The organism is Halorientalis salina (assembly GCF_005049285.1).
Classification (GTDB): domain Archaea; phylum Halobacteriota; class Halobacteria; order Halobacteriales; family Haloarculaceae; genus Halorientalis; species Halorientalis salina.
Window position 1 is genome coordinate 46,456 of the sequence record NZ_SOSC01000013.1, and the last position, 25,812, is coordinate 72,267.

Sequence of the window (25,812 nt, forward strand, 5' to 3'; positions counted from 1 at the left end):
ATGTATAAAACGCTGTGTGTGACTGGATCTAGACCGATCGTTCTGAACTACAATCTCAGATGACTGTCCAGTATGTGGATGCTCACCGATTCGACAGCTTCGGCGGATTCGTCGTCAACTCGGGCCTCACGACTGAACACTCGGTCTTCAGAGACCTGGTCACTCCGGCGGCGCATTGCTGAGCGCTGTTGACGCTGATCCAGGTGAGTACACACTCGAAGGACGAGGTATAGAATTCTTGCTAAAAAATAGCAAGGTTTTTACCAGCTGATGGTGTGTTTAGGGGTGACACGGGATGTGTGGTGACAATTCCCGTGGAGGTAAGCCACCGATGAGTACTGAGGACCAATCAGAACACGAACCTCGTCTCCTCGCCCTCGACACGGGTGGAACCATGACGGACTCGTTCATCGTGGACGAAGAGGCGAACTATACGGTCGGAAAAGCACAGACAACGCCAGATGACGAATCCGTTGGCGTAAAGAAGTCCTTCGACAACGGACTGGGCTACTGGGGAACCTCGTTCAGCGAGAGTGCTGCCTCTCTAGACGGTGTCGTCTACGCCGGGACGGCAATGCTCAACCGGTTGCTCGAACGCGAAGGTGAGGGGAACATCGGCGTCATCACGACGGCGGGCTTCGAGGACCACCATCGAATGGGACGCGGGATCGCGAGCTGGGCCGACCTGTCGTATTCGGGTCGCCTCCATGCTCGGGAACACGAACATCCCGATCCACTCGTCCCCCGGGAGAACATCAAGGGGGTCCGCGAGCGCGTCAACATGCTCGGTGCCCCGGTCGTCAGCATTTACGAGGACGAGATCCGGGAGGCCGTACACGACCTCCTCGACCGGGACGTGCGGGTCATCGCCGTCTGCATGATCTTCTCGTATGCGAACCCGGAACACGAACAGAAAGTCAAGGAGATCGCCGAGGAGGTCAAGGAGGAACGGAACGACGATACGCCGGTGTGGCTCTCGAGCGAACAGAACCCAGTCCGTGGGGAAACGCCACGGCTGAACACGCTCATTCTCGAAGCCTACGCCGTGGAGCCGTCGCGAGAACAACTGTACAGCATCGAGGACAAGTTACAGGACGAGGGCCTGGACTCGCCGTTCCGGGTTCTGACGTCCTCCGGAGGAACCATTGCGCCGGACCACGATTGGCTGGCCGAGACGATGCTGTCGGGCCCTATCGGCGGCGTGTTCGGGGGCGAGTTCCTCACGGAGAAACTCGGAATCGACAATCTCGTTTGCTCGGACGTCGGGGGCACCAGCTTCGACGTGGCGCTCATCACGGAGGGCCACTACCCGACGCGCTGGGACCAGACCCTGGCGCAGATCCCGACCAACATCCCGATGACCGCACTGGACTCCATCGGTTCGGGAACCGGGTCGTACCTCCGCGTCGACCGTGCCTCGAATCGCATCGAGATCGGTCCGGACTCGGCGGGCTACCTCGTCGGCGTCTCGAACGAAAACGCCGACGTCGAGACGCCGACGGTCACCGACTGTACGGCATTGCTGGGGTACATCAACCCCGACTTCTTCCTCGGTGGCGACATCCCGATCGACGTCGATGCCGCGAGGGAGGCCATCGACGAGCAACTCGCCAGCAACCTCGGCGAGGACCCCGTCGAAACGGCACGCGGTGTCCTCGACATTGTCGAGCGCGACATGGCGAACGAACTTCGGTCGATGGTCCACGGGTTGGGCTATGCTCCGGAGAACTACAACCTCATCAGTTACGGTGGCGGTGGGCCGCTCCACGCGGCCGGTTACACCAAGCCACTGAACTTCAAGGACGTCATCGTTCCGGACTGGGCGGCCGCGTTCTCCGCGTTCGGCACCGCCTGTGCGGATTCGGCCTACCGGTACGACCAGTCCGTCGACGTCATCCTCCAGCCAGACTTCAGTAACGCCGACCAGGTGGCTGACACCCTCACTGGCGTCTTCCACAAAGTGCGTGACAAGGCGGCCGACGCCTTCGTGCGCGACGGCATCGACGCCGACAAGATGGAGTTCCAGCCGGCGGTTCGCGCACAGTACACCGGCATGCTTGACGACCTGGAGGTCGAGATCGAGGAGTTCTGGGACGGCAGGCTGAGCGGCGAGGACATCGAACAGATCATCGAGAAATTCGAGGACGAGTTCGGCCGCGTGTTTCAGCGTGCGGCCCGCTCGCCCGAGAACGGCTATCAGTTTACCGTCGCAATCGGAGAAGGCGTCGCGCCCTCGCCGAAGCCCACGCTACCCAACGAGGACCCAGTCTCGAGCGATACGCCCCCGGAACAGGCCCACAAGGGCGAACGTGCCATCTACTGGGAGGGCGACTGGCACGACGCCAACATCTGGGACATGGACCACATCCAGGCGGGTAACGTCGTCGAGGGGCCGGCGGTCACGGAGGCACCGGCGACCACGATGCTAGTCCCGCCGGGCTTCGAGGCATCGCTCGACCACAACCGCATTTACCACCTCACTCAGACCAATGAGTAAACCAGAATCCGAACTCCACGATCCAGAAACCACTACCCGCGAACGCGAATTCGACGACGTAGAGCCGCCGATCGGCTGGGACGGGCAGACGCTCCAGGAGATGCTCGACGAGAGTGAACACCTCCTGGAGGAGACCGGCCACTACCGCGGCCTCGACGAACTCGAGTTCAAAGAACAGGACCCCTTCCAGTACGAACAGATGTACTCGCGGCTCCGGGGCGCGCTCGTCTCCGCTCGTGAGACGGCACTCCACGTGAGCGCCTCACCGATCGTCCGCGAGATCGGGGAGCTCTGCTTCCAGATTTACACCCCAGAGGGCGATTCGGTTGCGGTCTCGACGGGTATCATCGTCCACGTCCACACCGGCTCCCTCGCGATCAAGTACATGATCGAAGAGGACTACGAACACGGTCGTGGCATCCAGCCGGGGGACGTGTTCTGTAACAACGACAACGACCTCGGCAACGTCCACACCACGGACGTTCACACGTTCGTCCCCATCTTCTACGAGGACGAACTCGTCGCATGGGCCGACGGCGTCACCCACGAGATCGACATCGGCGGCATGACCCGCGGTCACGACCAGATCGCTTCGACCAACCGGCACGAGGACGGGCTGTACGCGACATGTGAGAAGATTGGCGAAGACGACCAGTTGTATCAGGACTGGCGGGATCGCGGCCAACGGGGCGTGCGAACCCCGATGTACTGGGACCTCGACGAGAAGTGTCGGCTTGCGGGTTGTCACATGATCCGCGAGGCGATCCACGAGATGATCGACGAGGTCGGCGTGGACACGTTCAAACAGTTCCTCTACGAGGCCGTCGAGGAAGGTCGCCAGATCATGGAGTCTCGGGTCAAAGAGCGAATGTTCCCCGGGACGTACCGGGAGGCCGGTTTCCATCCGATCCAGTGGGAGGACAAGGCCTGGCAGCCCGGTGCCCAGCAGAACATGATGAACCACCTCCCCGTCGAGATGACGATCGACGGGGACGGCGAGATGGAACTGGATCTGGAAGGTGCCACGCCGCCAGGGCCTCACCCGTTCAACTGCGCAGAGGGGTCGATGGAAGGTGCGCTCTGGGTGTACCTCACCCAGTCGCTGCTGCACGACGGAAAAGTGAACGACGGGGCCAACTACGCGGTCGACACCAACTATCCGGAGGGGAGCGTGGTGAACCCACAGGACCCCGATCGCTCCTACCACACTCCGTGGGCGACGATCTTCTCGACCTACCTGGCGGTGTCGAAGTGTCTCTCCAACGGATTCTTCTCGCGAGGGTTCCGCGAGGAGGTGATCACTGGCTACGGAGAGCCCGGCGACGCGCTGCAGGGTGGCGGGAAGCTGAAGGACTCCGTGGCCGACGCCATCCCGGACGCGCTGGGTGACTACTGGCCGGTCGGTCCGTTCGACTTCTCGTGTCAGGGGCTCGGAGCCTCGGCCTGTCGCGACGGGCTGGACTACGGGTACGCGATGTTCAACCCCGAGGCGGACCTCGGCGACGTCGAGGAGTGGGAGCAAACCCAGTGGGGGCTGTTGCAACTCAGTCGCCGAGTCAAGCCCAACACCGCCGGCCACGGCAAGTACCGCGGTGGCTCAGGCTGGGAAGGGCTCCACACTGTCATGGGCAGCGAGGATGTCTCGATGTACGCGTTCAGCATTCCGACAGTTACCTGGTCGTCTGCCGGGATGTCCGGCGGTTACCCCGGCGGAACGAGTTACTCCGTGCGCGTACACGATACCGACCTCGCCGAGCGGGCCGCCGCGGACGAGCCCTACCCCCTCGACGACCAGCCGGTCGGTTCCCTCGAGGACCAGATCGAGGGCGAGGAGGTTATTCGCGACCAAGACGGGATGTTCTTCCCGGAGGAGTTCGAGAATCACGACCTGCTCCGGTATCAGACCAGCGGCGGCCCCGGCTGGGGCGACCCGCTGGAGCGGCCACCGGAGAAGCTCAAGGAGGACATCGAGGAGGACATCTTCACTCCGGACATCGTCGAGCAGGTGTACGGGGTCGTGGGCGACTACGACGCGAACGACCGGGAGTTCACCATCGACGAGGAGGCGACCGAACAGCGGCGACAGGAAATCCGTGAAGAGCGCGCCGAGCGGACTCAGTCGTTCGACGAATTCTTCGACGAGGAGCGAGAACGTGTCGAGGAAAGCGACTGGAACGACGGCATCCAGTACATGTACGATGGCGTGTTCGAGCAGAGCGAAGAGTGGGCCGAGGAGTTCCGCGAGTTCTGGGACCTCGACGACGACTACTCCCCCTAGGTGATACCAATGACTGATTTAGACAAAAACCGCGTGCAATCGTTGATCGAAGGTGAAATGTCCTGGGACGAGATGCGCAACGAGGTGCTCCCGGACCCGAAGGACCCGGACCGGTTCGAGAAAACCCGTGCTGTTCTTCAAGAGCGCGTCGACTGGGACGATCCGATCCTGGTCCCGCTGAACGATCACCTCTACGTGGTCGGGACCGACGACGGCCGCGTCGTCAGGGCCGACTGCGGCGAGGACCTCTGTGGCGTGGACGACAACTGGAAGCGCTCCTGCGAGGTCTTCGTTCGCGATGACGCCGAGGAGTTCGAGGAACTCTACGAGGAGTACATGCATGTCGACCCGGACTGGGCGTTCGAACTCCGTGAGTGGTACTGTCCGGGGTGCTACGAACTCATCGACGTAGACGCCGTGCCGGTCGGCTATCCGGTTATCAAACCGTTCGACCCGGACATCGACACGTTCTACGAGGAGTGGCAAGGGCGCCCGGCACCCGACCGCGGGGGCGACGAGACGGCAGCTGACTGAGCCTGGTCCCCGTTCCCACTGTCGTTTTGTGCGGTAGCTTTTTTATTAATGCTCCGTAATGTGTTACCATGTCAGCCGGAAGCGGCAGTTCTGAGAGTCGGCAGGGACGTGGCGAAGCGACGGGCGCGCCGTCGACCCTGATCGAAGCACTGATCCAGAGCCTCGATCGATTCGATGACCGGGTTGCTGTGACGGTCGACGGATCGGAGTATACCTACGGCGAACTCGACGAACGGTCGAATGCTGTGGCGAACGCGCTCGTCGACCGGGGCGTCGAACCGGGCGATCGAGTTGCACTGATGATGTCTAACTGTCTGGGCTACGTGATCGCGGACCTGGCGCTGCTGAAGGCCGGGGCGGTCAAACTCCCACTCAACGATATGCTTACCGAGGACGAGTTCGAGTACATGCTCTCGGATTCGGGTGCCGAGACTGTTATCGCCGGGCCGGGGTTCACCGACACATTGGCGTCGCTTGACGCGTCCGTCGATAGCCTCGATCGAGGGATCGTTATCGACAGCGAGAGCGACCAGTTCGACTCGCTCGCGGATCTCGAATCCGACGGCGATCCCACCGAACCGCCGTCCGTCTCCGTCTCCCCCGAAAGCCCCGTCGGACACTTCTATACCGGTGGGACGACTGGAGATCCCAAGGGCGTCATCCATTCTCACGATAACTTCCTCCAGAACATGTACGCACACATTACCGAACTAGACATGACGGGGGACGATACGCTTCTCTTGATGACGCCGCTCCCACACTCTGCGGGCCTGTTCCTGTGGGCAGCGATGCTTCTGGGGGCCAAGTCCGTTATCCGTCCGGGGTTCGATCCGGAACAGGCGCTTCGGGATATCGAGGATCACGAGGTGACGTGGTCGTTCCTCGTCCCGACGATGATCTACACTCTCCTCGATGACCCAGCGCTCGACGAAACCGACACGTCGTCGCTAGAGACCCTGATCTACGGGGCAGCACCGATGACACCAGCCCGGCTCCGAGAAGGCCTGGCGGAGTTCGGACCGGTGTTCACGCAGTTCTACGGCCAGACGGAGGTGCCCAACCTGATCACTGTACTGGGGAAAGAAGAGCACCGCATCGCGATCGAGGAGGAGCACGAACAGCGATTGGGGTCGGCTGGTCAGCCGACACTGATGGCCGACGTGAAGATCGTCGACACCGAGACGGGCGAGGAGCAACCGCCCGGACGCGAGGGTGAGATCATGGCGAGTGCGCCGTACGTCATGGACGAGTACTGGGGGCTTCCGGAGAAGACCGCCGAGACAGTCGAGGACGGCTGGGTCCATACGGGAGACATCGGGAAGCGCGACGAAGACGGCTACGTGTACCTCCTGGACCGGAAGAGCAACATGATAATCTCTGGGGGCATGAACGTCTACAGCACCGACGTCGAGGACGTCCTCGCGACACACCCGGATGTGGCCCAAGTCGCTGTCATCGGCGTCCCGGACGAAAAGTGGGGCGAGGCGGTGACCGCGATCATCGTTCCCGACGGGGAGGTCACGCAAGCGGACATCGACGATTTCGCCGACGAGGAACTCGGCGACTACAAGCGCCCAAAGCACGTCGAGTTCCGTGACGAGTTGCCGAAGACGCCTTACGGCAAGATCGACAAGAAAGCACTCAGAGAACCGTACTGGGACGACTCGGACCGTAGCATCAACTGACCGGTCCCTCACTCGAGAGCCTGCCGGGCGTGGACCGCGGGGTAAATTTAAGCCATCGGGTGAACCTGTTGTTCGATAATGCACACCACAAAACCCGAAGCGGGGCGGAATCGCTCGCGACGGAGGTGCGACACGTATGAGCCAGGTCGGAGCTGACGAGTACGAGACCATTAATACGTTGCTGGCAGACCGGGCGGCCAGCAAGGGTGACAGTCCGCTCGTCCACACCGCCGACCAGAGCTACAGTTATCGGGACCTACACGAGACGTCCAATGCCATCGCAAACGCTCTCGTCGAGCAGGGAACCGAACCGGGTGATCGGATCTGTACGTTCCTTCGGAACTGTCCGGAGTACCTCGCGGTCTGGTTCGGCATTGCCAAGGCTGGCGCAGTGATGGTCTCGTTGCACAACGACCTCCGTGGCGACAGTCTTTCGTACGTCCTGCGCGACTCCTCGGCGACGACGATCTTTTTGGACTCCTCGACTCGGGAGAACTACGAGATGATTCGGGGAGAACCGAACGACGTGACGTCGGAGTTCCTGCTTGGCGACCAACCTCCGGAATCCTCGTACCAGTCCTACGAGTCGTTGCTCGACTCCGATCGGAGTTCCCGACCCGATCGCTCACGCCGGGCGTCGGATCCGATGTCAGTCATCTACACCAGCGGGACCACGGGCAAGCCGAAGGGTGTGATACTGCCCCACTACTCCTACATCAATACCGGGCGGGAGTTCATGGACAACGTCTTGAGCCTTGACCAGGACGACCGTGCGTTCACGACATTGCCGCTCTCTCACTGCAACGCACAGCAGACAACGGTCACGGGATCGATCCTTGCTGGTATCGACTTCGTGCTGTACGAGGAGTTCGACCCGGACCGGTTCTGGGACCAGATCCGACGCCACGACGCAACGGTGTTCAGCTACCTCGGGACGATGATAACCAATCTTCACAATGCCGATTCGCAGCCCGACGACGCCGACAATCCGGCGGTGTACGGGATCGGTGCCGGTGCACCGGCGGGTGTCATTGACGAGTTCGAACCTCGGTTCGACGTGCAACTCCTCGAAGGCTACGGGCTGACCGAGACGGCTACCATGGCGGCCGTCAACCCTCCCGAAGCGTCACGGTCCGGGAGCATCGGGAAACCCCTCTCGTACACGGAGATAGAAATCGTCGACGAGGAGGACCGACCGCTACCACCCGGTGAGGATGGCGAGATCGTCGTCAGACCGACGGAACCGAACTCGTTCATGCTTGGGTACCACGCCAAGCCAGACGAGACGGTCGATGCCTGGCAGAACCTCTGGTTCCACACGGGCGATGTCGGATACAAAGACGAGGACGGCTACTTCTACTTCGTCGACCGGAAGGCGTACGCCATCCGGCGGCCGGGCGGCAACGTCTCGTCGTACGAGGTCGAGAACGTTCTCAGTGACCACCCGGACCTAACAGAGGCAGCGGTGTTCGGTGTTCCGACCGAGCGGGACGACGAGGCAGTGAAGGCGGTGGTCGTCCCCAGGCCGGGAAAAGACCCCTCTCCAGTCGACATCGTCGACTACTGCGACGGTCGACTCGCCTATTTCAAAGTGCCACGGTATATCGCTATCCGAGACGAACTGCCGAAAACGCCGACCGAACGCGTCAAGAAGTACGAACTGATCGCTGAGAACGACCAGGATACGTGGGACCGCGAGCGAGGCTACGAACTCAAGCGGTGACGATCTCGCACCGCGCCGATTGGTATTCTTTGCGGTGGGGACCTCGTCGCCGACGTCGTTGACGAGACGCTTCGGTCCGCGTCTTTCCTGTTCCAGCTGCTACTGGTCGAGTACCATATCGAAATGAAACCGTGACTCGATTCTGGCCCTCGGCTTGGATTCGGAGTTTTCACCAGTCAGTTCTGATCTATCGACTCGAGAGGTTCGATGCCCTGGACTACACCACGATGCTCCCAGTCCCCCGGCTCACCCGGTTCACGTCGCGTGTGTAAATGCAGATCCCCGTTTGGCCGCAACAGCAGGGCATGCTGGTAGCCGTCCTCATCGACGACGAGGCGACATGCCTCCCAGTCGCCGTCCTCGTCGGCATCAAGCGTTCGATTCATCCCGATGATCCGGCCGGATTCATGAGTGAAAACGAACTGCTGGATTCCCGGCGCGACTTCCGCAGTCTCCTGTGGTCGAAACACTATGACCGACACTTCACCGATGTCTGGATCGGTCACGCGTGCCGTATCTCCGTGTGTCAGATCGCGAATTACTGTGCCAGGCTCTGGCATGGTATTGGTAACATGAATTGCAACGGTTTATAGATAGTGGACGATCGGGGGGTCTGCATTCGAATACAGTGGAGCTATTACGAACTGAGTGATGTTCACGCTACACTGTTTCCGATAGACTGGCTGTCCAGCATTCAACTCGTACACACTCTCGGAACTGTCTTCGCGTGTACGTTTCAGAACGACTATCGGATATCGACAGTTCCAGAATCCTCACTTAGTACGCCCTGCTCAAACTTGTCGCCATACTGTTCTTCGACCCACTGTGAGACCCGCTCCTCTTGCCGGTCAACTGTCCACTCCTCCTCTGGGAACGACTCGAATTGTATCCACCCGCCTTCCGTATCCGAGTAACCTAACAGATGGACCTGCTGGGATTCGCTCCCGTAAAACGCCATCGTGTAGATCACGAACGGGTCTTCGTCCTTCCCTTTGAGGACGGATAACGGGACAATTCTCGCGTCCTGTTGTTTGAGGTGTTCCGCCTCCTCATCTGTCAATGGACGGTCCGGTAGTGATTCTAGCACATTCTACCACTTTAGTCCTAGTCAACAAAACGCTTCGGGAGACACTGCTGGGCGCTGTTCAGATACAGTTCGAAATGTACAGTGGTTACGAAGTACCTAACATGAAAGTAATCAGGAACGAGGGTGTCATAGAAGCAGTTGCACACCAACGAGCGCCGCAAACAAGTGAACTACCCTACTCGCTCACGGCTGACGCCGTTCGCTCCTTGAGGGTAGGGCTTCCTGCTTCCACGACGCGCTTTGCAGATACGGACGTATCCACAGGGAGCGCAGTCTCCACAGGCGTTAACGAGAGCGAAGCTCTCGTTCGCACATCAGAATCGCTCTGCGATTCTGAGGACGTTGATTCGGAGTGTCCCACTCCTATATCAGAAAGACCGCGAGAAAGAATGTTCCACGCCGCGTTCGCGTCCCGGTCCGCCTCAAACCCGCACGCAGGACAGGAGTGTTCACGGACCCACAGCGGCTTGTCCGTCTCCACACCACAGGACGCGCACTCCTTGGTCGTCCCTCTCGGGTTGACCGCCACGAAGTGCGTCCCCTCGCGTTCACACTTGTATTCGAGTAACGAGAGGAACGTCCGCCATGCGGCAGACGCGGTGTCGCGGCTGTTCGACGGACTTTCCATCATCCCCTTCACGTTCAGGTCTTCGACCGCCACGAGGTCGTACTCCCGAGCGTAGTACGCCGAGAGTTTGTGCAAGAAGTCGCGGCGCTTCCGACGGAGGTCGGCGTGACACTCCGCAACGCGCTGTCGTTGCTTCTCGTAGTTGTTCGACCCGTGTTGCTTCCGCGAGAGTTTCCGTTGCTCGCGCTCCAAGCGTTCACGCTCGTCGGAGAGGTCGAGCGACCCCACGGCGGTTCCGTCCGTGTCGTGGGCATACTTGAGAATCCCCATGTCGATACCGACACAGTTCTCGGGATTCTCAGGCGGTTCAGGAGGTTCGCGATCCATTTGGACGCCGAAGGTGGCGAACCACTCGCCCGTCGGCTCCTTCTTGAGCGTGACCTGCTTGAGTTTGGCGTCGTCGGGGATGGCGCGGTGGAGCCGAATCGGTATGTCCGCGAGTTTCGAGAGTGACAGCACAGTCTGACCGCCCTTCTTGTCGAGCTTGAAGCCAGATTGACTGTACGTGAAACTGCGGAACTCGCGTGGTGGTTTCCACTTGAGTTGACCGACCCCGTAGCCATTCTCCTTGAGTTTGGAGAGTCCTTTGAGGTTATCGAACAGACGTTCCACGACGGTTTGGAGAACCTTCGAGTACACATCAGAGAGGCTGTCCCACTCCTCCTTGAGGTCGGGAAGTTCCGACCGTAGGGTGGTCATAGACGGCAGTTCGCCGTGTTCGTCTTGGTACTCGTTGAGGCGGTAGAGCGCGTGGTTGTAGAGTTGCCTACAAATGTCTCGGTGGCGGTCCAACTCCTCACGGTGGGCGTCGGACGGCTTGAGACGGTACTTGTAGGCGTAGTACACTCTACTCGCGTTGGTCCTCTACGTACTGTTTCAGCACATCCAGCGACACCTGCCCCGTCGAGATGAGGCAGTACGAGTCGTTCCAGAACGAGTCGCCCCACAGGTCGGTCTTGAGTTCGTCCGCGTACTCGTTGCGGATACGGCGGGCGGTTGCGCCCTTGACCGTGTTGATGAACTTCACGAGATCTGTGGTTGGCTTCGCTCGGAAGAGGATGTGTACGTGGTCGTCCTCGCCGTCGAGGTTCGTCAGTTCGACACCGTAGTTGTCCGTGAACCCGCTGATGACCTCGTGAATGAATCGGGTTCGCTCCTCGGTTAGCACTCCGCGCCGATACTTCGTGGTGAATATCAGGTGGTAGTGCAGGGAAAACGTCGAGTGCGCTCCCGAGTCGAGGTCGTACTCCATTGGGTTCGGTTAATACTACACCACCCTACTGCAAAACCATTGTGATTGCGTGGGCCTGTGGGCCTGCCACCGAATCGTGTATGTGAACTGTGCGGCGCTGTATCCCCTCCCTGCTCGCGCCTTCCCTTCGGTCGGCGCTCGCTGAGGAAGAGGGCTTAGCGCCTCAATTCAGCTAAATAGGAGCAATAAAAATCGCTCCACTCGCTAAGGCTCATCGTCGACGTGCGTTCTTGGCATCCAGGTCGATACTCCCACAATAGTCACTATGAGGCCGGGGGATTTGTTCAGTTCTTCGGCCTGGTCATGTCGTTACCGTACTCGTTGGTCCCTCACTGTCATCGGTTCCCTACCCTGAGTCGGTGGTGCTATTGGTCGGTACTGCGTCCAGTACGGATGTCATACTCATCACCTCCCCACTCCTACGGGAGGCATGCACGCGTTAGTACCTGCAATCGTCGGCTTCCCCGGCGGCATGGAAATGATAGTCATCCTCGCCATCGCAGTCCTGCTCTTTGGCGCGAACAAGCTCCCGGACCTCGCGCGTTCTTCAGGGCAGGCGATGGGCGAGTTCAAGAAAGGGAGACAGGAAATCGAGGAGGAGATCCGTGAAGCCGCCGCTGGCGACCCAGGGAGTGACGAACAGGACACTGAGACTGTCTAAACGGACTGTTTTCTGACTCACCGAATTCACCTTGCTGAGCGGTGCGCACGGAGCTTCGCTGGTCACACACTATTCATTCGGATATACGGAAAATCGGCAGTCAGTTTTCCGTTGCGGGGTAACTGCTGTCGTCGGTCTGTGGCCCCAGTGCGTCCGGCGGAACGTCCGTCGAGCCGAGCAACAGCCGGCGGTCCCGCAGCGCGTGATATGCGGCGACGAGCGTGAAGAGGCCCGCAACCGCAAGTGCGTAGCCGAAACCGCCGAGGGCGGTGAACGGCGCGATACCGAGTGCCGCGACGGTGACGAGCGTCGTCAGCACCGTACCGAGTGCGAGGTAGAACTGACTCCACGGCAAGTCGTTGCGTGGTACGACATCGAGGTAGACGTCGAACTGGTCGATGTGGTCAGTCAACGACACGACACCCCCATTACGGTCGTACTCGACGATACCCAGCCGGTCCATCTTCGGGAGGTGCGTCTGGTGGAGTGCCGTGTAGAGGCGTTTGCGTTCTTTTGGCAGCACCGTATTGCGTTCTTTCCCCAACTCCCAGGCTGAAAGCTGTTCCGAGAGTTCACGAATCGGGACTGGACGATCCTGCGTGCGCAGGTAGTGAAGCGTGTAGCGGCGACGTCGATTGCCAAGGGTCTGAAACACCGTATCTGTGGGCAACTGCACATCAGTCTCCCCACCACTGGCGACCCGACTGCGCGTTCCCCTCGTGGAACTCATAGTACTTTTCCCCATCGCATACCTGGTACGTATCCATAATAAAGATTACTGTACTGACACTCTATACTGGTGCAATATCTTAGCAAGTGGGTATTTAGAACCAAATATCAATTATGCGAATTATCGGCTATAGAGCTCTATTTTTACAGGTATATACAATAACCGAGTAACGCATTTCTGAATCGCAATGGGAACGTTTGGATGTAAATATCAGATATAACATCTTACATCGGTGCGGGTCAGGGCAGATACTGCTTGAGCAGTGCAGGAACGGAGCGCAGCGATCGGGTGAGCGAGCCCGATAACTGATACACCGTCGAGAGTGCAAACACCGCGAGAGCCGCGCTCGCAATGATCAGCGGGTCGACAGCGGAAAACAATGGCAGCGAGGTCAGCGAGGCGACGACGGCAAACAGGGCGACGATGCCGAGCGCGCGGTAGTACTCACCCCACGAGACGCCAACTGGCGTCACCGTGTCCATGTACCGAGCCAGCGAGCGGCTCTGGGGGTTCGACCGAACGAGTTTCCGGTCGGGGTCGTACTCGACGAGTCCATACGTGGCCAGTTTCGGCAGGTGTGTCTGGTGTAAGGCGTTGTAGACACTCTCGCGGAGTGGGCGTGGTGCTGGCGTCATCTCCGATTCGATACTCGCAATCTGCTCCGAGAGGACACGCAGCGTCAGTTCGTCGTCGAACTCCCAGAGTACCGTCAGCGCCTCGCGGCGCCGCTCGTTGCTGAGGAGATGGTACACGTCCGACTCCGGGATTGTGACTCGCTGAAACATCTGGTGACTCCTGGGAGACCGGACGCACGCCCGGACCATACGTATAGAGAGCGTACAACCCCGAGCGCGAACACTCCTGTAGCGGTATGGTTCCTGAACGTACCCGGCAGTGATATTGCCTGCTACTGGTATTAAGTTCGTACACACCCCCACAGGAGCGGTACGAGGATCGTACATCCCGCCATGGGGACCGTACAGGCGGAATTTGCGTGGCACGGAAAGCGTACAAACACGGTACGAAAGCCCTGGAACAGTCGAATCTGTGCATAAGTAATACCCAACCAAGCCAGGGGATGTATATCCCGAACGGCCAGCCCCAGTGGGCGGCCCGACGGGGGGAAAATCCAACAATGACCGACAACGACCCAAACCTGTACAACCTTTCGCGCCGCAAAATGCTCGCCGGAATCGGAACCATCGGACTCGCGTCCGCGGGCGCTGGACTCGGTACCAGCGCGTACTTCAGCGACACCGAAACGTTCGAGAACAACAGCCTGACCGCCGGGACCCTCGACATGAGCGTCACCGCGGACGTGGTGGCCGCCAACCAGTACTGGGTTGACCAGGGCGGACTCGACGTGTCGGCCGTCGCCGACGCGCAGGACGCCGTCATGGGCCTGACAGTCGACGACGTCAAGCCCGGCGACTGGGGCATCATCTGCTTCGAAATCGAAGTCGGCGACAACCCCGGCTACGTGCAGGTGTGCACGGAGAACTTCACGGAAGCTGGCGGTCCCAACCCCGAACCCGAACAGGAAGCCGAGGGCAACGACGACAACGACGCCGACCTGGGCGAGTTCCTCCTGACCACCGTCTGGCAGGAGTACAACGGCGCCACCGACGGTACCGGGATGAAATCCGACCTCAATATCCTTGACCCCGTCTTCAACAACAATGGGGACAGCCTCTCGGTGTCCTACGGCGAGCCCGACCTCGATGGTGTGGTCGACAGCGACCAACACCACACCACCGCGCGTGAGGCCAACGCTATCCTCGATGTGGCAAACGGCGGCTACATCATCAAAGACGATGCTGGCGAGCCGATAGTCGTCGGCGGCGACGACAACGACGACGACGTCTACGAGTTCTGCCTCCTCATCGAGTTGCCCTACGAAGTCGGCAACGTGGTGCAGGGTGACAGCGTCTCCTTCGATCTCGTGTTCAAGACCGAACAAGTCCGGAACAACGAGACGCCCTTCATGAACGATGTCGAGGACGTGGGAACCCCGATCAACGGGACCAGCGAGTAATTCCTACACCGCTCACACATCACCAACCACTCAAATAATAAAACAAATCACAACAATGGCAGACAAAGAAACACAACTCTACAACCTCAGCCGCCGGAAAGTGCTGGCTGGACTCGGCGCCGTCGGTGTCGCGTCGGTCGGTGCCGGCCTCGGTAGCTCCGCGTTTTTCAGTGACCGCGAAGCCTTCACCGACAACAGGCTCGTCGCCGGTGAACTCGACCTCCTGGTCGACTGGCAACAGCACTACCGCATGAATGGTGAGACAACGTTCGTCAACGCCCACCCCGACCACGACGGCGACGGCGAGCAGTCCATCGCCGCCGACAACGACGCTGGCCAACTCAGGTACAGCGACTTCCCGGACGAGGAGGACGAGGACAGCAACGGCGCGAACATCCCGGTGCTGGACTGCGAGACCATCCCGCCGCTCTCTGAGGCCGACTTCGGTGTCGACCCGACGACGGGCAACGAGATGGACACGCTCGTCCAGTTGGCCGACGTGAAACCCGGCGACTCGGGCGAAATCACGTTCAGCCTCCACCTCTGTGACAACCCCGGCTACATCTGGATGCAGGCCGACGACGTCGCCGAGAGCGAAGGTGTCAACACCGACCCCGAACTGGCCGTCGACACGAACGAGGTGCCGGACCTTGCGAACGCCATTGAGGCGCGGCTCTGGTACGACGAGGACTGCGACAACGTCTACGACCCCGCGGAGCCGGTCGACATCATGCTGACGCTCGACTTCTCCGGCTCGATGCTGTACGACCAGTTCGGGGGCGTGGTCAACAACGACGACATCGAGATCAACGGGACCACCTACAGCGAAACGACGAAGATTGACCTCGTCGAACTCGGCACCCGGCAGTTCATCGACTTCCTGCAGAACGCGGGCGCGGACGTGCAAGTCGGTGTCGCGTACTTCGACGGCGAGAAGAGCGGCGACAACGAGCCCCGGACCGGCATCTTACAGAACCTGACCAGCGACCTCTCGGTGGTCGACGGCGCGCTGTCTGGCCTGCGACAGAAACTCGCGAACGTCGTGAGCGGCCCCGCGGGCTCGACCCCGGGCGACGGCGACGGCGACCCCGACCCGTTCTCGGGCAGCGGCATCGCGACGGGAACCTACATCGGCGAAGGTGTCGACGACGCGCAGGCCGAACTCGACGCGAACGGCCGTAGCGGCGCGGTGGCCCGGAACATCGTGCTCTCGGACGGCGAGTCGTTCAACGGGACCGGCAGCACCCAGTTCTCCTCGCCCACCGGCGCGGCCGACGACGCCCGCGCGGCGTCGCCGAGCCCCGCGACCGAGGTGTACACCATCAACGTGAACGGCAGCGCCAGCACGCTGCAGGCGATGGCTGGCCCCGCCGGCGGGTCGGGCAACGACCCGGCGTTCTTCAACGACCTCGACGACCCGCTGAACATCCCGACGGTGTTTGGCAACCTCGCCGCGCTGACGACCCAGGAGAAAATCATCATGGAGGACTCGCTCGCGAACATCCTCGGCGAACTCGAGGACGGGAACGGTATCCCGCTCGACGGCAACCGCGCGACGCTGTACGACGAACTGTCGGACCCGGCAGACGACGCGGACCGCGACGCGTTCCGTGGCGACGGCGTGATGCACTGTGTCGCACTCGAGTGGGAACTGCCCTTCGAGGTCGGGAACGAAGTCCAGGGCGACTCTGTGAGTTTCGACCTCGGCTTCTACACCGAACAGGAGCGCAACAACGACGGCAGCGGGCCGAGCATCACGGCCTGACCCACTCGTTCTTTGCACACGAGGACGCGAGCTCTTTGATTCCACCCGGAAACAGGGGTGTACGGATACCGTACCGGTGTTTGGCTGGCTGGCAACCGCTCTATACCTATGCCGGATACTGGCGTGAGAGAAGTATCGAACGGCGACCACAGACCACGGAGATTCACAATGCAAATTACACGGCGGGAACTGCTGGCAGGCATCGGGGCCGGAACCCTCGGGTTCGGGGGACTCAGTCTCGCACAGTCGCGCCCACGGTATTCCCACTACACGTACGCGGCCGACGGCGACGTCGACGACCGGCGGGTCCGCGTCGCCTGGTACGAACGGTACAACGGCGCGTTCCAGGAGACACACAACGGGACCACGGACCCGGGATTCGACTCGGCGCTCGAGCCCGACACTGCGCCCGCATACATCGAAGAGGCCACCTACGTCACGGATGTCGCTGGCCCGGTCCTCACTCTCGGGAACACGCTTCCCGGAGACGAGGGAACACTCGTGGTCGGCCTCGAAGTCGTCGATGACGGCGACTTCATCGCCGAACCGCTCGATATCTGGCTGCGGGCACGGCTCACTGGCGACAGCGAGAACGGTATCAACGGGTCGGAACTATCCGCTAACGACACCACGGCGACCGACGGTGAACTTGACGACGAAGTGTACGTCGAACTCTGGCGCGACGGTGCGCCACTCGGGTCGTGCAACGGCGAGAAGAACTTCCTGGACTCTCTTGAAAGCCCCATCGTCGCCCGCTCGCCGATGAGCATCGCCTTCGGTCCCGCCAGTGACGTCGGCGACGACGATGGCCAGCGCATTCTCAATTCCATCGCCCCTGGACAGAGCCGCTGTGTCGCACTCGCCTGGGAGTTCCCCCAAGAAACTGCCACGAACCGCTCGCAGGGCGACAGCGTTTCCTTCGAGTTCGTGTTCGTCGGCGTCCCTGCCGGGTCCAACAGCCCGTTCGTCACCACGGAGGGCACCGAATGACTCTCAGCCGCCGCCGCGTCCTCGCAGCACTCGCCACTGCTGGCGGCGCTGGCGCACTTACCGGGAGTGCAACTAGTGCGCTGTTGCGGGACGTCGATCAGGGCAGTTTCGGACTCACGACAGGCCTTGTCGATATCGTCGTCGAGTACTGGGAGAACTCAGCAGGAGCAATCGACCTGTCCGCACCCGACGGTGTGGTCGACGGTCCCCACGTGACACTTCCCATTGGCACGCTCGATGAGGTCGAAAGCGGCCGGGCCCTTCTTCGCATCTCGCTGCCACAGGACGAAGGACCGAACAACCCCGCGAGTCTCTGGCTGAAAGGCGACTGCCCCGATGCCACGACCCTCGGGGAGTTCCTGCAGGTGACGCTCTCGTACGCTACCGCTGACGGGACGCCCACAACGGAGATTGCCAGCGGGTCGCTTCGGATGGTTGCCAACGCTCTCCGAGCCGGTCGACGTCTCGATGGCGACCCGACCACCGAGGATATCGACTGCCTGACCGACGAGGTGTTCGTCGTCATCGAGTACGACCTCGGCGCGTACGTCGGTACAGAGACCGTCTCGTTGCCGCTGTCGCTGGTTGCGATCCAGTGCCGCAACGCCGACCCGTCGATCAGCCCGTTCCCCGCTGACAGCATTGACCCCGTCTGCCAGCCCGCCTACAACTGTGACTGCTGCTGGACTATCGGCAAAGTCGAAGTCGAGGCCGCCTTCGAGCGTGGCCGCACCTACACCTTCAACGAAGGGCTGGCGGGCTACGCTATCCGCGTGACCGACACCGACGGCGACAGCGGCGTCGCGTTCAAATTGGTCGCCACTGACGTCGACGTGCCACCGCTACCACTCTGTGATGTGGCCGTCAAAGGTGGCCCGCCGGACGTCCACTATTCCCGCCGCGAGAACGAGTTTGGCTTCGACACGAGCGTCCTTGATGGTGCCGTCGACGGCATCATCTACGCGCCCGAGAACCCCAACAGCGGCGGGCGCTACGGTATCAGCTACGTTCTCGTGAGCGTCTGTGCACCCGAACTCGCCGACGGAGGCTGCCCGGCGGACGTCGCCAGCGAGGCCGCAAGCGTGGGCGGCGGTCAAAAGCCACCGCGTGGCAAGCCCGACACCGGGCCAGACGCGGAAAAAAAGAAGGGAGAAAAGAAATGAAAAGAATCATCGAACGATTCCCGAGCGCCCGGAGCGTCGCGGCTGCACTGGCCGTGATGGTGCTGGTCGCCACGCTCGCACCCTTCGTCGTCTTCGCCGTCCCGCAAGTCGTCGGCGCGGACCACGGCTTCGTCATACTCTCCGGGAGCATGGAGCCGGCGGTCTCGCCCGGTGACGTGGTCATCGTCGACGCCTCGGCCGCCATCGCGGTCGGTGACGTAATCACGTTCGACGATGGCAACGCCGTCCCGACGACTCACCGCGTGGTCGGTATCGAGGACGGCCAGTACGTCACGCAGGGTGACGCGAACCAGAACCCCGACACGCAGCGCGTCGCGCTGGGCGACGTGCTCGGCCGCGTGACCCTGACCATCCCCTACATCGGCCACGTCATCCTCTGGGTGAACACCCCCCTCGGCTACGTCACCCTCGTCGTCGCACCGCTGGTGTTACTCGTCGTAAACGAACTATTCACCTGGGCACGCTCGCACGGCGGCAGCGATAGCGACGACACAGACGACGAGGACAGTGATCCGACCCCGAAACCGACCATCCGCCAGATCGACGAGGTGGGCGCTGAGCGCGACGCGGTCAAGAAAGACGAGCGCGACGATGGGATTACGACCGAGTCCGGAGACGACCAGGAAACGGTGACCGTCGCCATCGCGGACCTGAAACTGACCATCCTCGCGATGGTCGGGCTAGTCGGCTACGCCGCCTGGAACGTCTACCGCGAGGTCAGCGCCGTCACCGCGCCCGACCCTGTTTCGGTGGGCGCGCTCACCGGCGGATTGCTCGGACTTGGCTTTGCCGTCTGGGTGACCGTCACCGCACGACTGGCGAACGCCGACCCCAGGACCGACCGCCCCTCGCGCGCGCAGACAGCGCGTGCCGACGGTGGCACGGAGGGCGAGCAATGACCCGAACAGGTGCGGTCTTCGTCACCGTGCTGGTCGTTGTCGCAGCAGCCACCATCGGTTTCGCCGACGGCGGCGGGTCTGCTGCCCTGCTCAGTGACGAGGAACGCTTCGACCTCGGCATCAGCGCGAGCGGTGGCAGCGATGGGTTCGTCATCGTCGAACCGGCGCCGGAACCGACCGTACTTCGCTCCAGTGGCACTGACGGCGCGGACGGTAACAGTGACCACAGTAGCACTGACGACCCGGTTGCCACCAACGAGTCGATGGACTCCGCCCCACTGGCGAGCGACCACAACGAGACTGAGTCACCGTCTGTGCCGATCAATGGAAGTGACGGTAACGTCACCGTCGTCCCTGACGATGAAAACGTCACTGACGAGTCCAACGACGGCAACGTCACGACTGACGGTGAGACTGTCACCGACGGCACCGATGGCAGCGACGAACAAAACGTCTCGGACGGCACTGAACCTGAGGCAGACGGCACCCTTACCGACGAGTCAGGTTCGAACATTACTGACGACGACACCCCCGACGACGGCACCGCGGGAGATGCATCCAGCGACGATCCCGTCACTGAAGACAGCAACACCACGTCCCAAGCCGGAACCGACGTGACCGACGAGTCCGACGACACCACCGGTGAGGAAGAGGTCCTCGACGGTTCCATGTCTGCTGAGACCCTCAGCGATGGAAATAACAGCGAGCACACAACCACCTCGACCGACGACAGTCCAACCGACTCGGAGGGCACCACCGATGAGTCCGAGACGAACACGGACGGTACCACCACGGATGCCACCGAGACGGAGACCACCGACGGCTCCACTACGTCCGACGACGCCACTGCCTCCGACAACTCGACGGCGGAGGACTCCGACTTAGCGGGGACCGACAGTTCGACCAGCAGTGAGACCAGAGACGGAAGCGAGACCAAAACGGATGACGGTAGCTCTGAGACGACGGCCGAGTCCCGAGAGACGGCTTCAGACGGCTCCGAGACTGCCATCAACGACGGCCCCGAACCTGTAACCGACGATGAGGCAGCATGATGGTTCGAGCAGAACGCACCGGGCGGCGACTCCCCCCGGGGATGGTCCACGGTGCTACCCGGCGGAACCTTGTTCTCTTGATTATCTACCTCTTTGTCGTCTTGCTGGGTGTGGCGCTCACACTCGCAGCACTGTGAGTGTCCGGCACTGCGGCACCCCTCATTCACGAGAGATTTGATGGTATATAGCTGTCAATAATTGCCGAATGCACGACAACGATGCATGTTCAATCTTGATCACTAACCGGTCGTCAGCGTTCGCGATGTATCGCTGGCCACCATCACCGTCCACGATAATTAGCATATAATATACGTCATTTCTAATCCTCTCTCAGAGTTGCTTATAACTCTAATATCGCTGAGACAACTGGAGATCCTTTTCCGAATAGAATCTGATTGACCGTTAGAAGTGGCCACAGTCACCGTTAGTTTATTTGGGTCCGGTAGGGACCGTGTCGTTATTCCGGCAACGGTGGATTTTGAATGAGGTTGAATCGTGTGATTCTGATTGTAGATTTGTGAACCATTTCGCTGAACCATAAGTTGGAGTGTGAGCGTTTGGTTATGCCCGTTATCCACGACGATTGGATGTGGATAGTCTCCGTTCCCAGAAGCAACAATTGGGCCGGAAACAGTGGGTTGTGAAGGATGTCCCATACACCCTGCAAAAACGGTGACTACGACGAGAGCCGCCACCCCAGCAATTCGACAAATCATGTCAACCAGATATGCACTCTCAGTTATATGCTTTCTCCAAACCTTGCACCTGAACAGTTAGCATCTACACTGAGCACTCGGGTTTTGCACACACGCAGCTGAATGTGACGGTGGTTGATCACTGAACCTTCCTCGTACCCCTGGACGGGTTGGGCCGTCGTCGTAATCGTGGCGGCGGTCGGGTCCGGCGACTCTTGCGAGCGGCGAAAATTGCACACGGCGTTTCCGGTGGACGTGTGCAGAACGAGGGTCGGGAAAATATCGACGCGCAACCGGCCACAGTCGCACCGAAACCGGGTCAACGCGATTCACGCCGATGCGTCAGACTCTGACCCTTCGCCACGAGGGAGGCCGAACTCAACTTCGATTCGGACCGTGTCGTAGGGGACGTACGGCTTCTTCGCGCGCCCGTCTTCTTCGAAGTGGATGATATCGTACTCGGCCAGCAAATGGAGATCGTCGTGAACGTCGTGAACGTCGCGGTCGAGGTGGTCAGCCAGCGCGCGGATACTCTCGGGTGGATGTTCCATCACCTCCTCGAGGAGCTCCATCCGCCGGTCGGTGAGCAGCTGGCGGAGCCGCGCCCGGTCTTCGAAGTTGACGACGTGGGGTACCTCTTCGCCGTCCTCCCACTGTTCGGCGCGCTCGATGGCCGCCTGCTGTGCCTGCTCCGCTGGCAGCGACGTGATGCAGAGGGTCGAAGGGTATTCGACCTCGTCCGGGTCGGGCGTGAATTCGTCGTGCGTGGGTTCGGTATCAGTCGGTTCGTTGCTCATAGATTTCGGTCACCTCGGTTTGGAAGTCAGCGATCAGGTCGGAGAGGCCTGTGAACTCGAGTTTCGTGATGTCGCCCTCGGGTGTGTGTCGATGGTGCCGGCCGACGTCCAGGTGGTAGGGCGCGTTGTCGTATCGCAGGAGCGTGTCGCCGTCAGCGTCCATGTACTGGAAGCTGTACTTCAGCCTCTGCGGGAAGTCCTCGCTCACCGGGACTCGCCACGCGACCATCTCGTACCGGCTCCCGTCCGGCTTCTCGCTTTCGTCCCGGTACACAACTGACGCAGGCATCGTCTCCTATGTTGTGTTTCAACCCCAACGGACATAAACCTTACCCGGCGAAGATGCCTGATAATTCATATATTTGTGTATATGTTGTTTGGTGAAAGTGGTGTTAAGAACCATTAACATCCAACGAATTGATTCGGACCTGCCCAACTTCAGAACTGTCACATCTACATATAGCGAATAATGGTGTATGCTTTCGAGCGGGCTATGATCCTGTTCCAACGTCACTCGAACGTGCCGAACCCTTCCGCTCGCATCAGTTCAGCGACCTGCTCCGGATTTCGATATGCCGCGAGCAGGGCGAATTCCCTGGCATCAGTTTTCGAGACTTCGCTCGTATCGAGGTGTTCTGCAAGGTCGTTCCGGAACTCAGCTTCCTGGTCGGCTACTTCGTCCCGAAGGTGGACTTCGAGTCGCGTGTCGCGTTCGTCGCCGACGTTGTTTCGCCGGACGAAGTACGGATACGTCTCAGCTGTGGCTTGAGCCGCTTTCCCCGTGGATGCCCCGTCCGAACCATCTCCTGACGGGCGCTCCGTCTCGGACGACGCATCCTTAGCCGACGCTGATGTGGACTCGGTCGATGTTCCCGTGTCGGGCTCTTCGTGACCTTCGTCCTGGGGTTGCGGGGCTTGTTCGGATGGTTCGCCGTCCTCGTCTTCGTCACCGCCGAAGTCGAGATTCCCCGAACCGGATTTGAAGTTGCTCATACGGTTTTGGCCTCCGTTAGGTCGTCTTCAGTGAGGTCGATCGTCCGCGTCCCGTGATCCCGGATTTCGAGTTCCAGGACTGGATCCACGTCGGTATCGAACGTCTCCGTCGCGACGAACGAGGCGAGTGTGTACAACCTCCGTAGCGTCTCGACTTCCCTGTCCCGAATTCTCCGGCGGCCGGGTTCACTCACCATCTCGCCGTCGCTCTCGAAGGTCTTCCACCGTTCTTCGACGACTTTGAACGCCGACCCTCTGGCCTCCCACATCGCGTCCATGAGGCTTTCCCGATCGCTGATCGTGACCGGTGTGGCGAACGCCTCCGTGTTCTCGAACTGTTGCTGGTACTGCTTGTGGGCGTTCGTTTGGCCCACACCGGAAGGAACGACACACGACAGTCCGATTTCGATGTCCAACTCGCGCTCCATGTTCCCGACGAGTTCGTCGAGTCCATCCAGGCTCAGATTTCCCTTGCCAGCCGGTTTGACGGGGGCAACGAGTGTCCGAAGCGCGTATATCGCGTTATACAGCAGGTCCTCTGCACGTGCGTTCGGATCAATCAGGATGGCGTCGTATTCCTCCTGTAGGTTTTGAGTGTCCCAGAGCAGTTCGTACAGGAGTTCGAACCGGGGATACTCCTCGCGGCTCATGTTCTGCATCCCCGTTTCGTAGGCGATTTTTTGCTCCAGATTCGAAGTGAAGTCCCCGAGCATATCGTGACTCGGGATGACATCGACGCCTTCGGCGGTCGTTTCGATCAAATCGTCGAAGTCCCCGTCCGGCATATCGAGGATGTGTTTGACCAGGTTGTCCGCTTCCGGATCGCTCCGGTGTTCTCCGACGTCGAAGAGGCTGGTCAGGTTCCCCTCCTGTGGGTCGAGGTCCAGCACAAGAGTGTTCTTTCCCATTCGTTCCAGGGCGACTGCGATATTGGCCGTCATGGTCGTTTTGTACGTCCCGCCCGATTCCGAGTAGACTACGGCCGTAATCATACACGACGTACTTACACCCCCGATGGCATAAATCTGTGTCAGACGTTTGTGCCGCATGCCTGTGATGGTCATCTGTGATGGATGTCTGTAATAGACATCTGCAATAGACATCTGTAGCAAGTATCTGTTATAGTTTTTCTGCATGCTGTTCGAATCAGTCTGTCTGTTATGGAGTTCTGTGGTGGTTATCTGTTACAGCTATCTGTGCCAAATATCTGTCTTGACAGATCGTGTCTGGGCCGATCTGCTGTCATTGACATCTACTATCAATGTCTGTCACAGATCTATGTTACAGATACTTGTTACAGATAAACGGGATGTATTACTGGGGGGTATCTCTGGTACGAACTCCTGTTCAGCATCACTGCACGGAGTTACCGTATTGAATATTCGTCGAAAATTGCGGGAAGTGGTGGAGAGGGGTACGATCTCTCGCTGTGAGAGGGCAACGAGGCCGGTTCTCCCTCCACGTGTCCGAAGGGCGGTAGAACGTGTCTCGTGAGGCCGATCTCCTCACTTGCTACGACTGGAGTTCCGGATAGACATTCGGATCTGGGACTAGTGAGAACCTGTGCATCGAGCATGCAAACCATGCGCCGCTGGCTTGGTCCGCGGTCTCTCGAGAGACCACACCGGAGAGGGCACATCGCTCGGTGGCTGGCCTCGAGTGGGATGACGACGGTGTCGACACCGTGGTTGATCGACCAAGGATGACCCAGTCGACTGGAGTCTCCTCCAAAGATGGAAACTTGGTATCGGTGCTGATACAGTCCCCTAAATCACCACGTGGAGGACTTCTCCGGCTTCAATCGCGGGGGATGAGGGGTGAGTGGTCCATTCCGATTCGAACCTCGATACCTCGTGCTAGTCTCCAACGGTAATCTGACCTCGCAACCAATCCTATACTCGCAAAAGGACATCCGCTCGCAGCCCTTCTACACTTGAGGAAACGGTGTCAAGAGAGGGTTGCACCATTCGTGCTTACCCGACGGCGGCGGTGTACTAGAAATTGGTCGTGATTATTGGGGTAATCATGACCAACTATAATTTGACCACAGACTTCGAAATACTGTCTGTAGAGGCCCATACTGGTCGATATCTAGTCTCTCAAGAAATCATAAATCCTATACCGCTATATAGAAATCCCTGGCCTGGAAGTTCACAGTTTCGGAGGATGGACTAAAACTAAGCCAATTACCGTTATTTCATGCCGATCATAGCCGATGAAATGGCTGTATAAGCGGATCTTGGGAATGAAATGCAGACATATATCAAAATTTGATCAGGTTTTGCCCTCGAACGAGAGTGTTGCCACTCAGGAAGTGCGGACCTGGC

23 protein-coding genes are annotated in these 25,812 nt (G+C 60.0%); 13 read left to right on the forward strand and 10 right to left on the reverse strand.

Going from position 1 to position 25,812, the window contains the following annotated elements; translation table 11 throughout:
• Positions 1–331: 331 nt before the first annotated feature.
• From E2481_RS16820 to E2481_RS16840, 5 genes are all read left to right on the forward strand, one after another.
• The gene (locus tag E2481_RS16820) at positions 332–2,497 is read left to right on the forward strand and encodes a hydantoinase/oxoprolinase family protein (RefSeq protein ID WP_169302476.1); all 2,166 of its coding nucleotides are present in this window, start codon (positions 332–334) and stop codon (positions 2,495–2,497) included.
• Complete coding sequence (locus tag E2481_RS16825; RefSeq protein WP_136718323.1) at positions 2,490–4,775, forward strand: hydantoinase B/oxoprolinase family protein; 2,286 nt, start codon at positions 2,490–2,492, stop codon at positions 4,773–4,775. Before E2481_RS16820 ends, E2481_RS16825 begins: the two co-directional genes overlap by 8 nt.
• 9 nt (positions 4,776–4,784) lie before the next feature.
• Positions 4,785–5,309 carry an acetone carboxylase subunit gamma gene (locus E2481_RS16830; RefSeq protein WP_136718324.1) on the forward strand — a complete coding sequence of 175 codons (525 nt, stop codon included), beginning with the start codon at positions 4,785–4,787 and terminating at the stop codon, positions 5,307–5,309.
• Between the two features lie 68 nt (positions 5,310–5,377).
• Positions 5,378–6,994: a class I adenylate-forming enzyme family protein gene (locus tag E2481_RS16835; RefSeq protein WP_136718325.1), complete on the forward strand. Its 1,617-nt coding sequence runs from the start codon at positions 5,378–5,380 to the stop codon at positions 6,992–6,994.
• A 136-nt stretch (positions 6,995–7,130) separates the two neighbouring features.
• Positions 7,131–8,717, forward strand: a complete 1,587-nt coding sequence (locus tag E2481_RS16840) for an AMP-binding protein (RefSeq protein ID WP_136718326.1) — start codon at positions 7,131–7,133, stop codon at positions 8,715–8,717.
• A gap of 176 nt (positions 8,718–8,893) precedes the next feature.
• Here the strand turns inward: E2481_RS16840 and E2481_RS16845 are convergent, their stop codons facing one another.
• From E2481_RS16845 to tnpA, 4 genes are all read right to left on the reverse strand, one after another.
• On the reverse strand, positions 8,894–9,223 hold the full coding sequence (locus E2481_RS16845) for a hypothetical protein (protein WP_136718327.1): 330 nt from the start codon (positions 9,221–9,223) through the stop codon (positions 8,894–8,896).
• A 239-nt stretch (positions 9,224–9,462) separates the two neighbouring features.
• Positions 9,463–9,804, reverse strand: a complete 342-nt coding sequence (locus E2481_RS16850; RefSeq protein WP_136718328.1) for a hypothetical protein — start codon at positions 9,802–9,804, stop codon at positions 9,463–9,465.
• A gap of 175 nt (positions 9,805–9,979) precedes the next feature.
• The gene (locus E2481_RS16855; RefSeq protein ID WP_136718329.1) at positions 9,980–11,278 is read right to left on the reverse strand and encodes an RNA-guided endonuclease InsQ/TnpB family protein; all 1,299 of its coding nucleotides are present in this window, start codon (positions 11,276–11,278) and stop codon (positions 9,980–9,982) included.
• 1 nt (position 11,279) lies between these two features.
• Positions 11,280–11,684 (reverse strand): IS200/IS605 family transposase, encoded by a 405-nt coding sequence (gene tnpA / locus E2481_RS16860; RefSeq protein WP_136718330.1) that lies wholly within the window; start codon positions 11,682–11,684, stop codon positions 11,280–11,282.
• 472 nt (positions 11,685–12,156) lie between these two features.
• Here tnpA and E2481_RS16865 point away from each other — a divergent pair, with 472 nt between their 5' ends.
• On the forward strand, positions 12,157–12,345 hold the full coding sequence (locus E2481_RS16865) for a twin-arginine translocase TatA/TatE family subunit (RefSeq protein ID WP_370628421.1): 189 nt from the start codon (positions 12,157–12,159) through the stop codon (positions 12,343–12,345).
• Positions 12,346–12,445: 100 nt separating this feature from the next.
• Here E2481_RS16865 and E2481_RS16870 read toward each other — a convergent pair whose 3' ends face one another.
• Together E2481_RS16870 and E2481_RS16875 are read right to left on the reverse strand one after the other, a co-directional pair.
• Positions 12,446–13,075 carry a DUF7344 domain-containing protein gene (locus E2481_RS16870; protein ID WP_136718332.1) on the reverse strand — a complete coding sequence of 210 codons (630 nt, stop codon included), beginning with the start codon at positions 13,073–13,075 and terminating at the stop codon, positions 12,446–12,448.
• Between the two features lie 239 nt (positions 13,076–13,314).
• Positions 13,315–13,860, reverse strand: a complete 546-nt coding sequence (locus E2481_RS16875; protein WP_136718333.1) for a DUF7344 domain-containing protein — start codon at positions 13,858–13,860, stop codon at positions 13,315–13,317.
• Between the two features lie 350 nt (positions 13,861–14,210).
• Here E2481_RS16875 and E2481_RS16880 point away from each other — a divergent pair, with 350 nt between their 5' ends.
• The 7 genes from E2481_RS16880 to E2481_RS18780 all read left to right on the forward strand — a co-directional run bounded on the left by E2481_RS16880 (position 14,211) and on the right by E2481_RS18780 (position 21,137).
• Positions 14,211–15,110, forward strand: coding sequence for a TasA family protein (locus E2481_RS16880; RefSeq protein ID WP_136718334.1), 900 nt, complete (start codon positions 14,211–14,213; stop codon positions 15,108–15,110).
• A 55-nt stretch (positions 15,111–15,165) separates the two neighbouring features.
• Complete coding sequence (locus tag E2481_RS16885) at positions 15,166–16,875, forward strand: vWA domain-containing protein (protein WP_136718335.1); 1,710 nt, start codon at positions 15,166–15,168, stop codon at positions 16,873–16,875.
• A 168-nt stretch (positions 16,876–17,043) separates the two neighbouring features.
• Entirely contained in the window at positions 17,044–17,865 is an 822-nt protein-coding gene (locus E2481_RS16890; RefSeq protein ID WP_136718336.1) for a hypothetical protein, read from the forward strand.
• Positions 17,862–19,028, forward strand: a complete 1,167-nt coding sequence (locus E2481_RS16895) for a hypothetical protein (protein WP_136718337.1) — start codon at positions 17,862–17,864, stop codon at positions 19,026–19,028. Before E2481_RS16890 ends, E2481_RS16895 begins: the two co-directional genes overlap by 4 nt.
• A complete protein-coding gene (locus E2481_RS16900; protein ID WP_136718338.1) occupies positions 19,025–19,948 on the forward strand; it encodes a signal peptidase I in 924 nt (307 codons plus the stop codon). The genes E2481_RS16895 and E2481_RS16900 overlap by 4 nt, the downstream gene beginning before the upstream one ends.
• Entirely contained in the window at positions 19,945–21,000 is a 1,056-nt protein-coding gene (locus E2481_RS16905) for a hypothetical protein (RefSeq protein ID WP_136718339.1), read from the forward strand. Before E2481_RS16900 ends, E2481_RS16905 begins: the two co-directional genes overlap by 4 nt.
• Positions 20,997–21,137 (forward strand): hypothetical protein, encoded by a 141-nt coding sequence (locus E2481_RS18780; protein ID WP_169302477.1) that lies wholly within the window; start codon positions 20,997–20,999, stop codon positions 21,135–21,137. Before E2481_RS16905 ends, E2481_RS18780 begins: the two co-directional genes overlap by 4 nt.
• Before the next feature lie 887 nt (positions 21,138–22,024).
• Here the strand turns inward: E2481_RS18780 and E2481_RS16910 are convergent.
• From E2481_RS16910 to E2481_RS16925, 4 genes are all read right to left on the reverse strand, one after another.
• Complete coding sequence (locus tag E2481_RS16910; protein ID WP_136718340.1) at positions 22,025–22,492, reverse strand: HVO_A0114 family putative DNA-binding protein; 468 nt, start codon at positions 22,490–22,492, stop codon at positions 22,025–22,027.
• Positions 22,473–22,781, reverse strand: a complete 309-nt coding sequence (locus E2481_RS16915; RefSeq protein WP_136718341.1) for a toxin-antitoxin system TumE family protein — start codon at positions 22,779–22,781, stop codon at positions 22,473–22,475. Before E2481_RS16915 ends, E2481_RS16910 begins: the two co-directional genes overlap by 20 nt.
• A gap of 221 nt (positions 22,782–23,002) precedes the next feature.
• On the reverse strand, positions 23,003–23,485 hold the full coding sequence (locus tag E2481_RS16920; protein WP_136718342.1) for an acyl-CoA dehydrogenase: 483 nt from the start codon (positions 23,483–23,485) through the stop codon (positions 23,003–23,005).
• Positions 23,482–24,477 carry a ParA family protein gene (locus E2481_RS16925; protein ID WP_136718343.1) on the reverse strand — a complete coding sequence of 332 codons (996 nt, stop codon included), beginning with the start codon at positions 24,475–24,477 and terminating at the stop codon, positions 23,482–23,484. The genes E2481_RS16920 and E2481_RS16925 overlap by 4 nt, the downstream gene beginning before the upstream one ends.
• Positions 24,478–25,812 lie beyond the last annotated feature (1,335 nt).

What these genes read in the sequence shown, in the direction of transcription:
- E2481_RS16820 (WP_169302476.1), top strand. Translation starts at nt 332, where the DNA reads ATGAGTACTGAGGACCAATCAGAACACGAACCTCGTCTCCTCGCCCTC.
- E2481_RS16825 (WP_136718323.1), top strand. Translation starts at nt 2,490, where the DNA reads ATGAGTAAACCAGAATCCGAACTCCACGATCCAGAAACCACTACCCGC.
- E2481_RS16830 (WP_136718324.1), top strand. Translation starts at nt 4,785, where the DNA reads ATGACTGATTTAGACAAAAACCGCGTGCAATCGTTGATCGAAGGTGAA.
- E2481_RS16835 (WP_136718325.1), top strand. Translation starts at nt 5,378, where the DNA reads ATGTCAGCCGGAAGCGGCAGTTCTGAGAGTCGGCAGGGACGTGGCGAA.
- E2481_RS16840 (WP_136718326.1), top strand. Translation starts at nt 7,131, where the DNA reads ATGAGCCAGGTCGGAGCTGACGAGTACGAGACCATTAATACGTTGCTG.
- tnpA (WP_136718330.1), bottom strand. Translation starts at nt 11,684, where the DNA reads ATGGAGTACGACCTCGACTCGGGAGCGCACTCGACGTTTTCCCTGCAC.
- E2481_RS16865 (WP_370628421.1), top strand. Translation starts at nt 12,157, where the DNA reads ATGGAAATGATAGTCATCCTCGCCATCGCAGTCCTGCTCTTTGGCGCG.
- E2481_RS16870 (WP_136718332.1), bottom strand. Translation starts at nt 13,075, where the DNA reads ATGAGTTCCACGAGGGGAACGCGCAGTCGGGTCGCCAGTGGTGGGGAG.
- E2481_RS16875 (WP_136718333.1), bottom strand. Translation starts at nt 13,860, where the DNA reads ATGTTTCAGCGAGTCACAATCCCGGAGTCGGACGTGTACCATCTCCTC.
- E2481_RS16880 (WP_136718334.1), top strand. Translation starts at nt 14,211, where the DNA reads ATGACCGACAACGACCCAAACCTGTACAACCTTTCGCGCCGCAAAATG.
- E2481_RS16885 (WP_136718335.1), top strand. Translation starts at nt 15,166, where the DNA reads ATGGCAGACAAAGAAACACAACTCTACAACCTCAGCCGCCGGAAAGTG.
- E2481_RS16890 (WP_136718336.1), top strand. Translation starts at nt 17,044, where the DNA reads ATGCAAATTACACGGCGGGAACTGCTGGCAGGCATCGGGGCCGGAACC.
- E2481_RS16895 (WP_136718337.1), top strand. Translation starts at nt 17,862, where the DNA reads ATGACTCTCAGCCGCCGCCGCGTCCTCGCAGCACTCGCCACTGCTGGC.
- E2481_RS16900 (WP_136718338.1), top strand. Translation starts at nt 19,025, where the DNA reads ATGAAAAGAATCATCGAACGATTCCCGAGCGCCCGGAGCGTCGCGGCT.
- E2481_RS16905 (WP_136718339.1), top strand. Translation starts at nt 19,945, where the DNA reads ATGACCCGAACAGGTGCGGTCTTCGTCACCGTGCTGGTCGTTGTCGCA.
- E2481_RS18780 (WP_169302477.1), top strand. Translation starts at nt 20,997, where the DNA reads ATGATGGTTCGAGCAGAACGCACCGGGCGGCGACTCCCCCCGGGGATG.
- E2481_RS16910 (WP_136718340.1), bottom strand. Translation starts at nt 22,492, where the DNA reads ATGAGCAACGAACCGACTGATACCGAACCCACGCACGACGAATTCACG.
- E2481_RS16915 (WP_136718341.1), bottom strand. Translation starts at nt 22,781, where the DNA reads ATGCCTGCGTCAGTTGTGTACCGGGACGAAAGCGAGAAGCCGGACGGG.
- E2481_RS16920 (WP_136718342.1), bottom strand. Translation starts at nt 23,485, where the DNA reads ATGAGCAACTTCAAATCCGGTTCGGGGAATCTCGACTTCGGCGGTGAC.
- E2481_RS16925 (WP_136718343.1), bottom strand. Translation starts at nt 24,477, where the DNA reads ATGATTACGGCCGTAGTCTACTCGGAATCGGGCGGGACGTACAAAACG.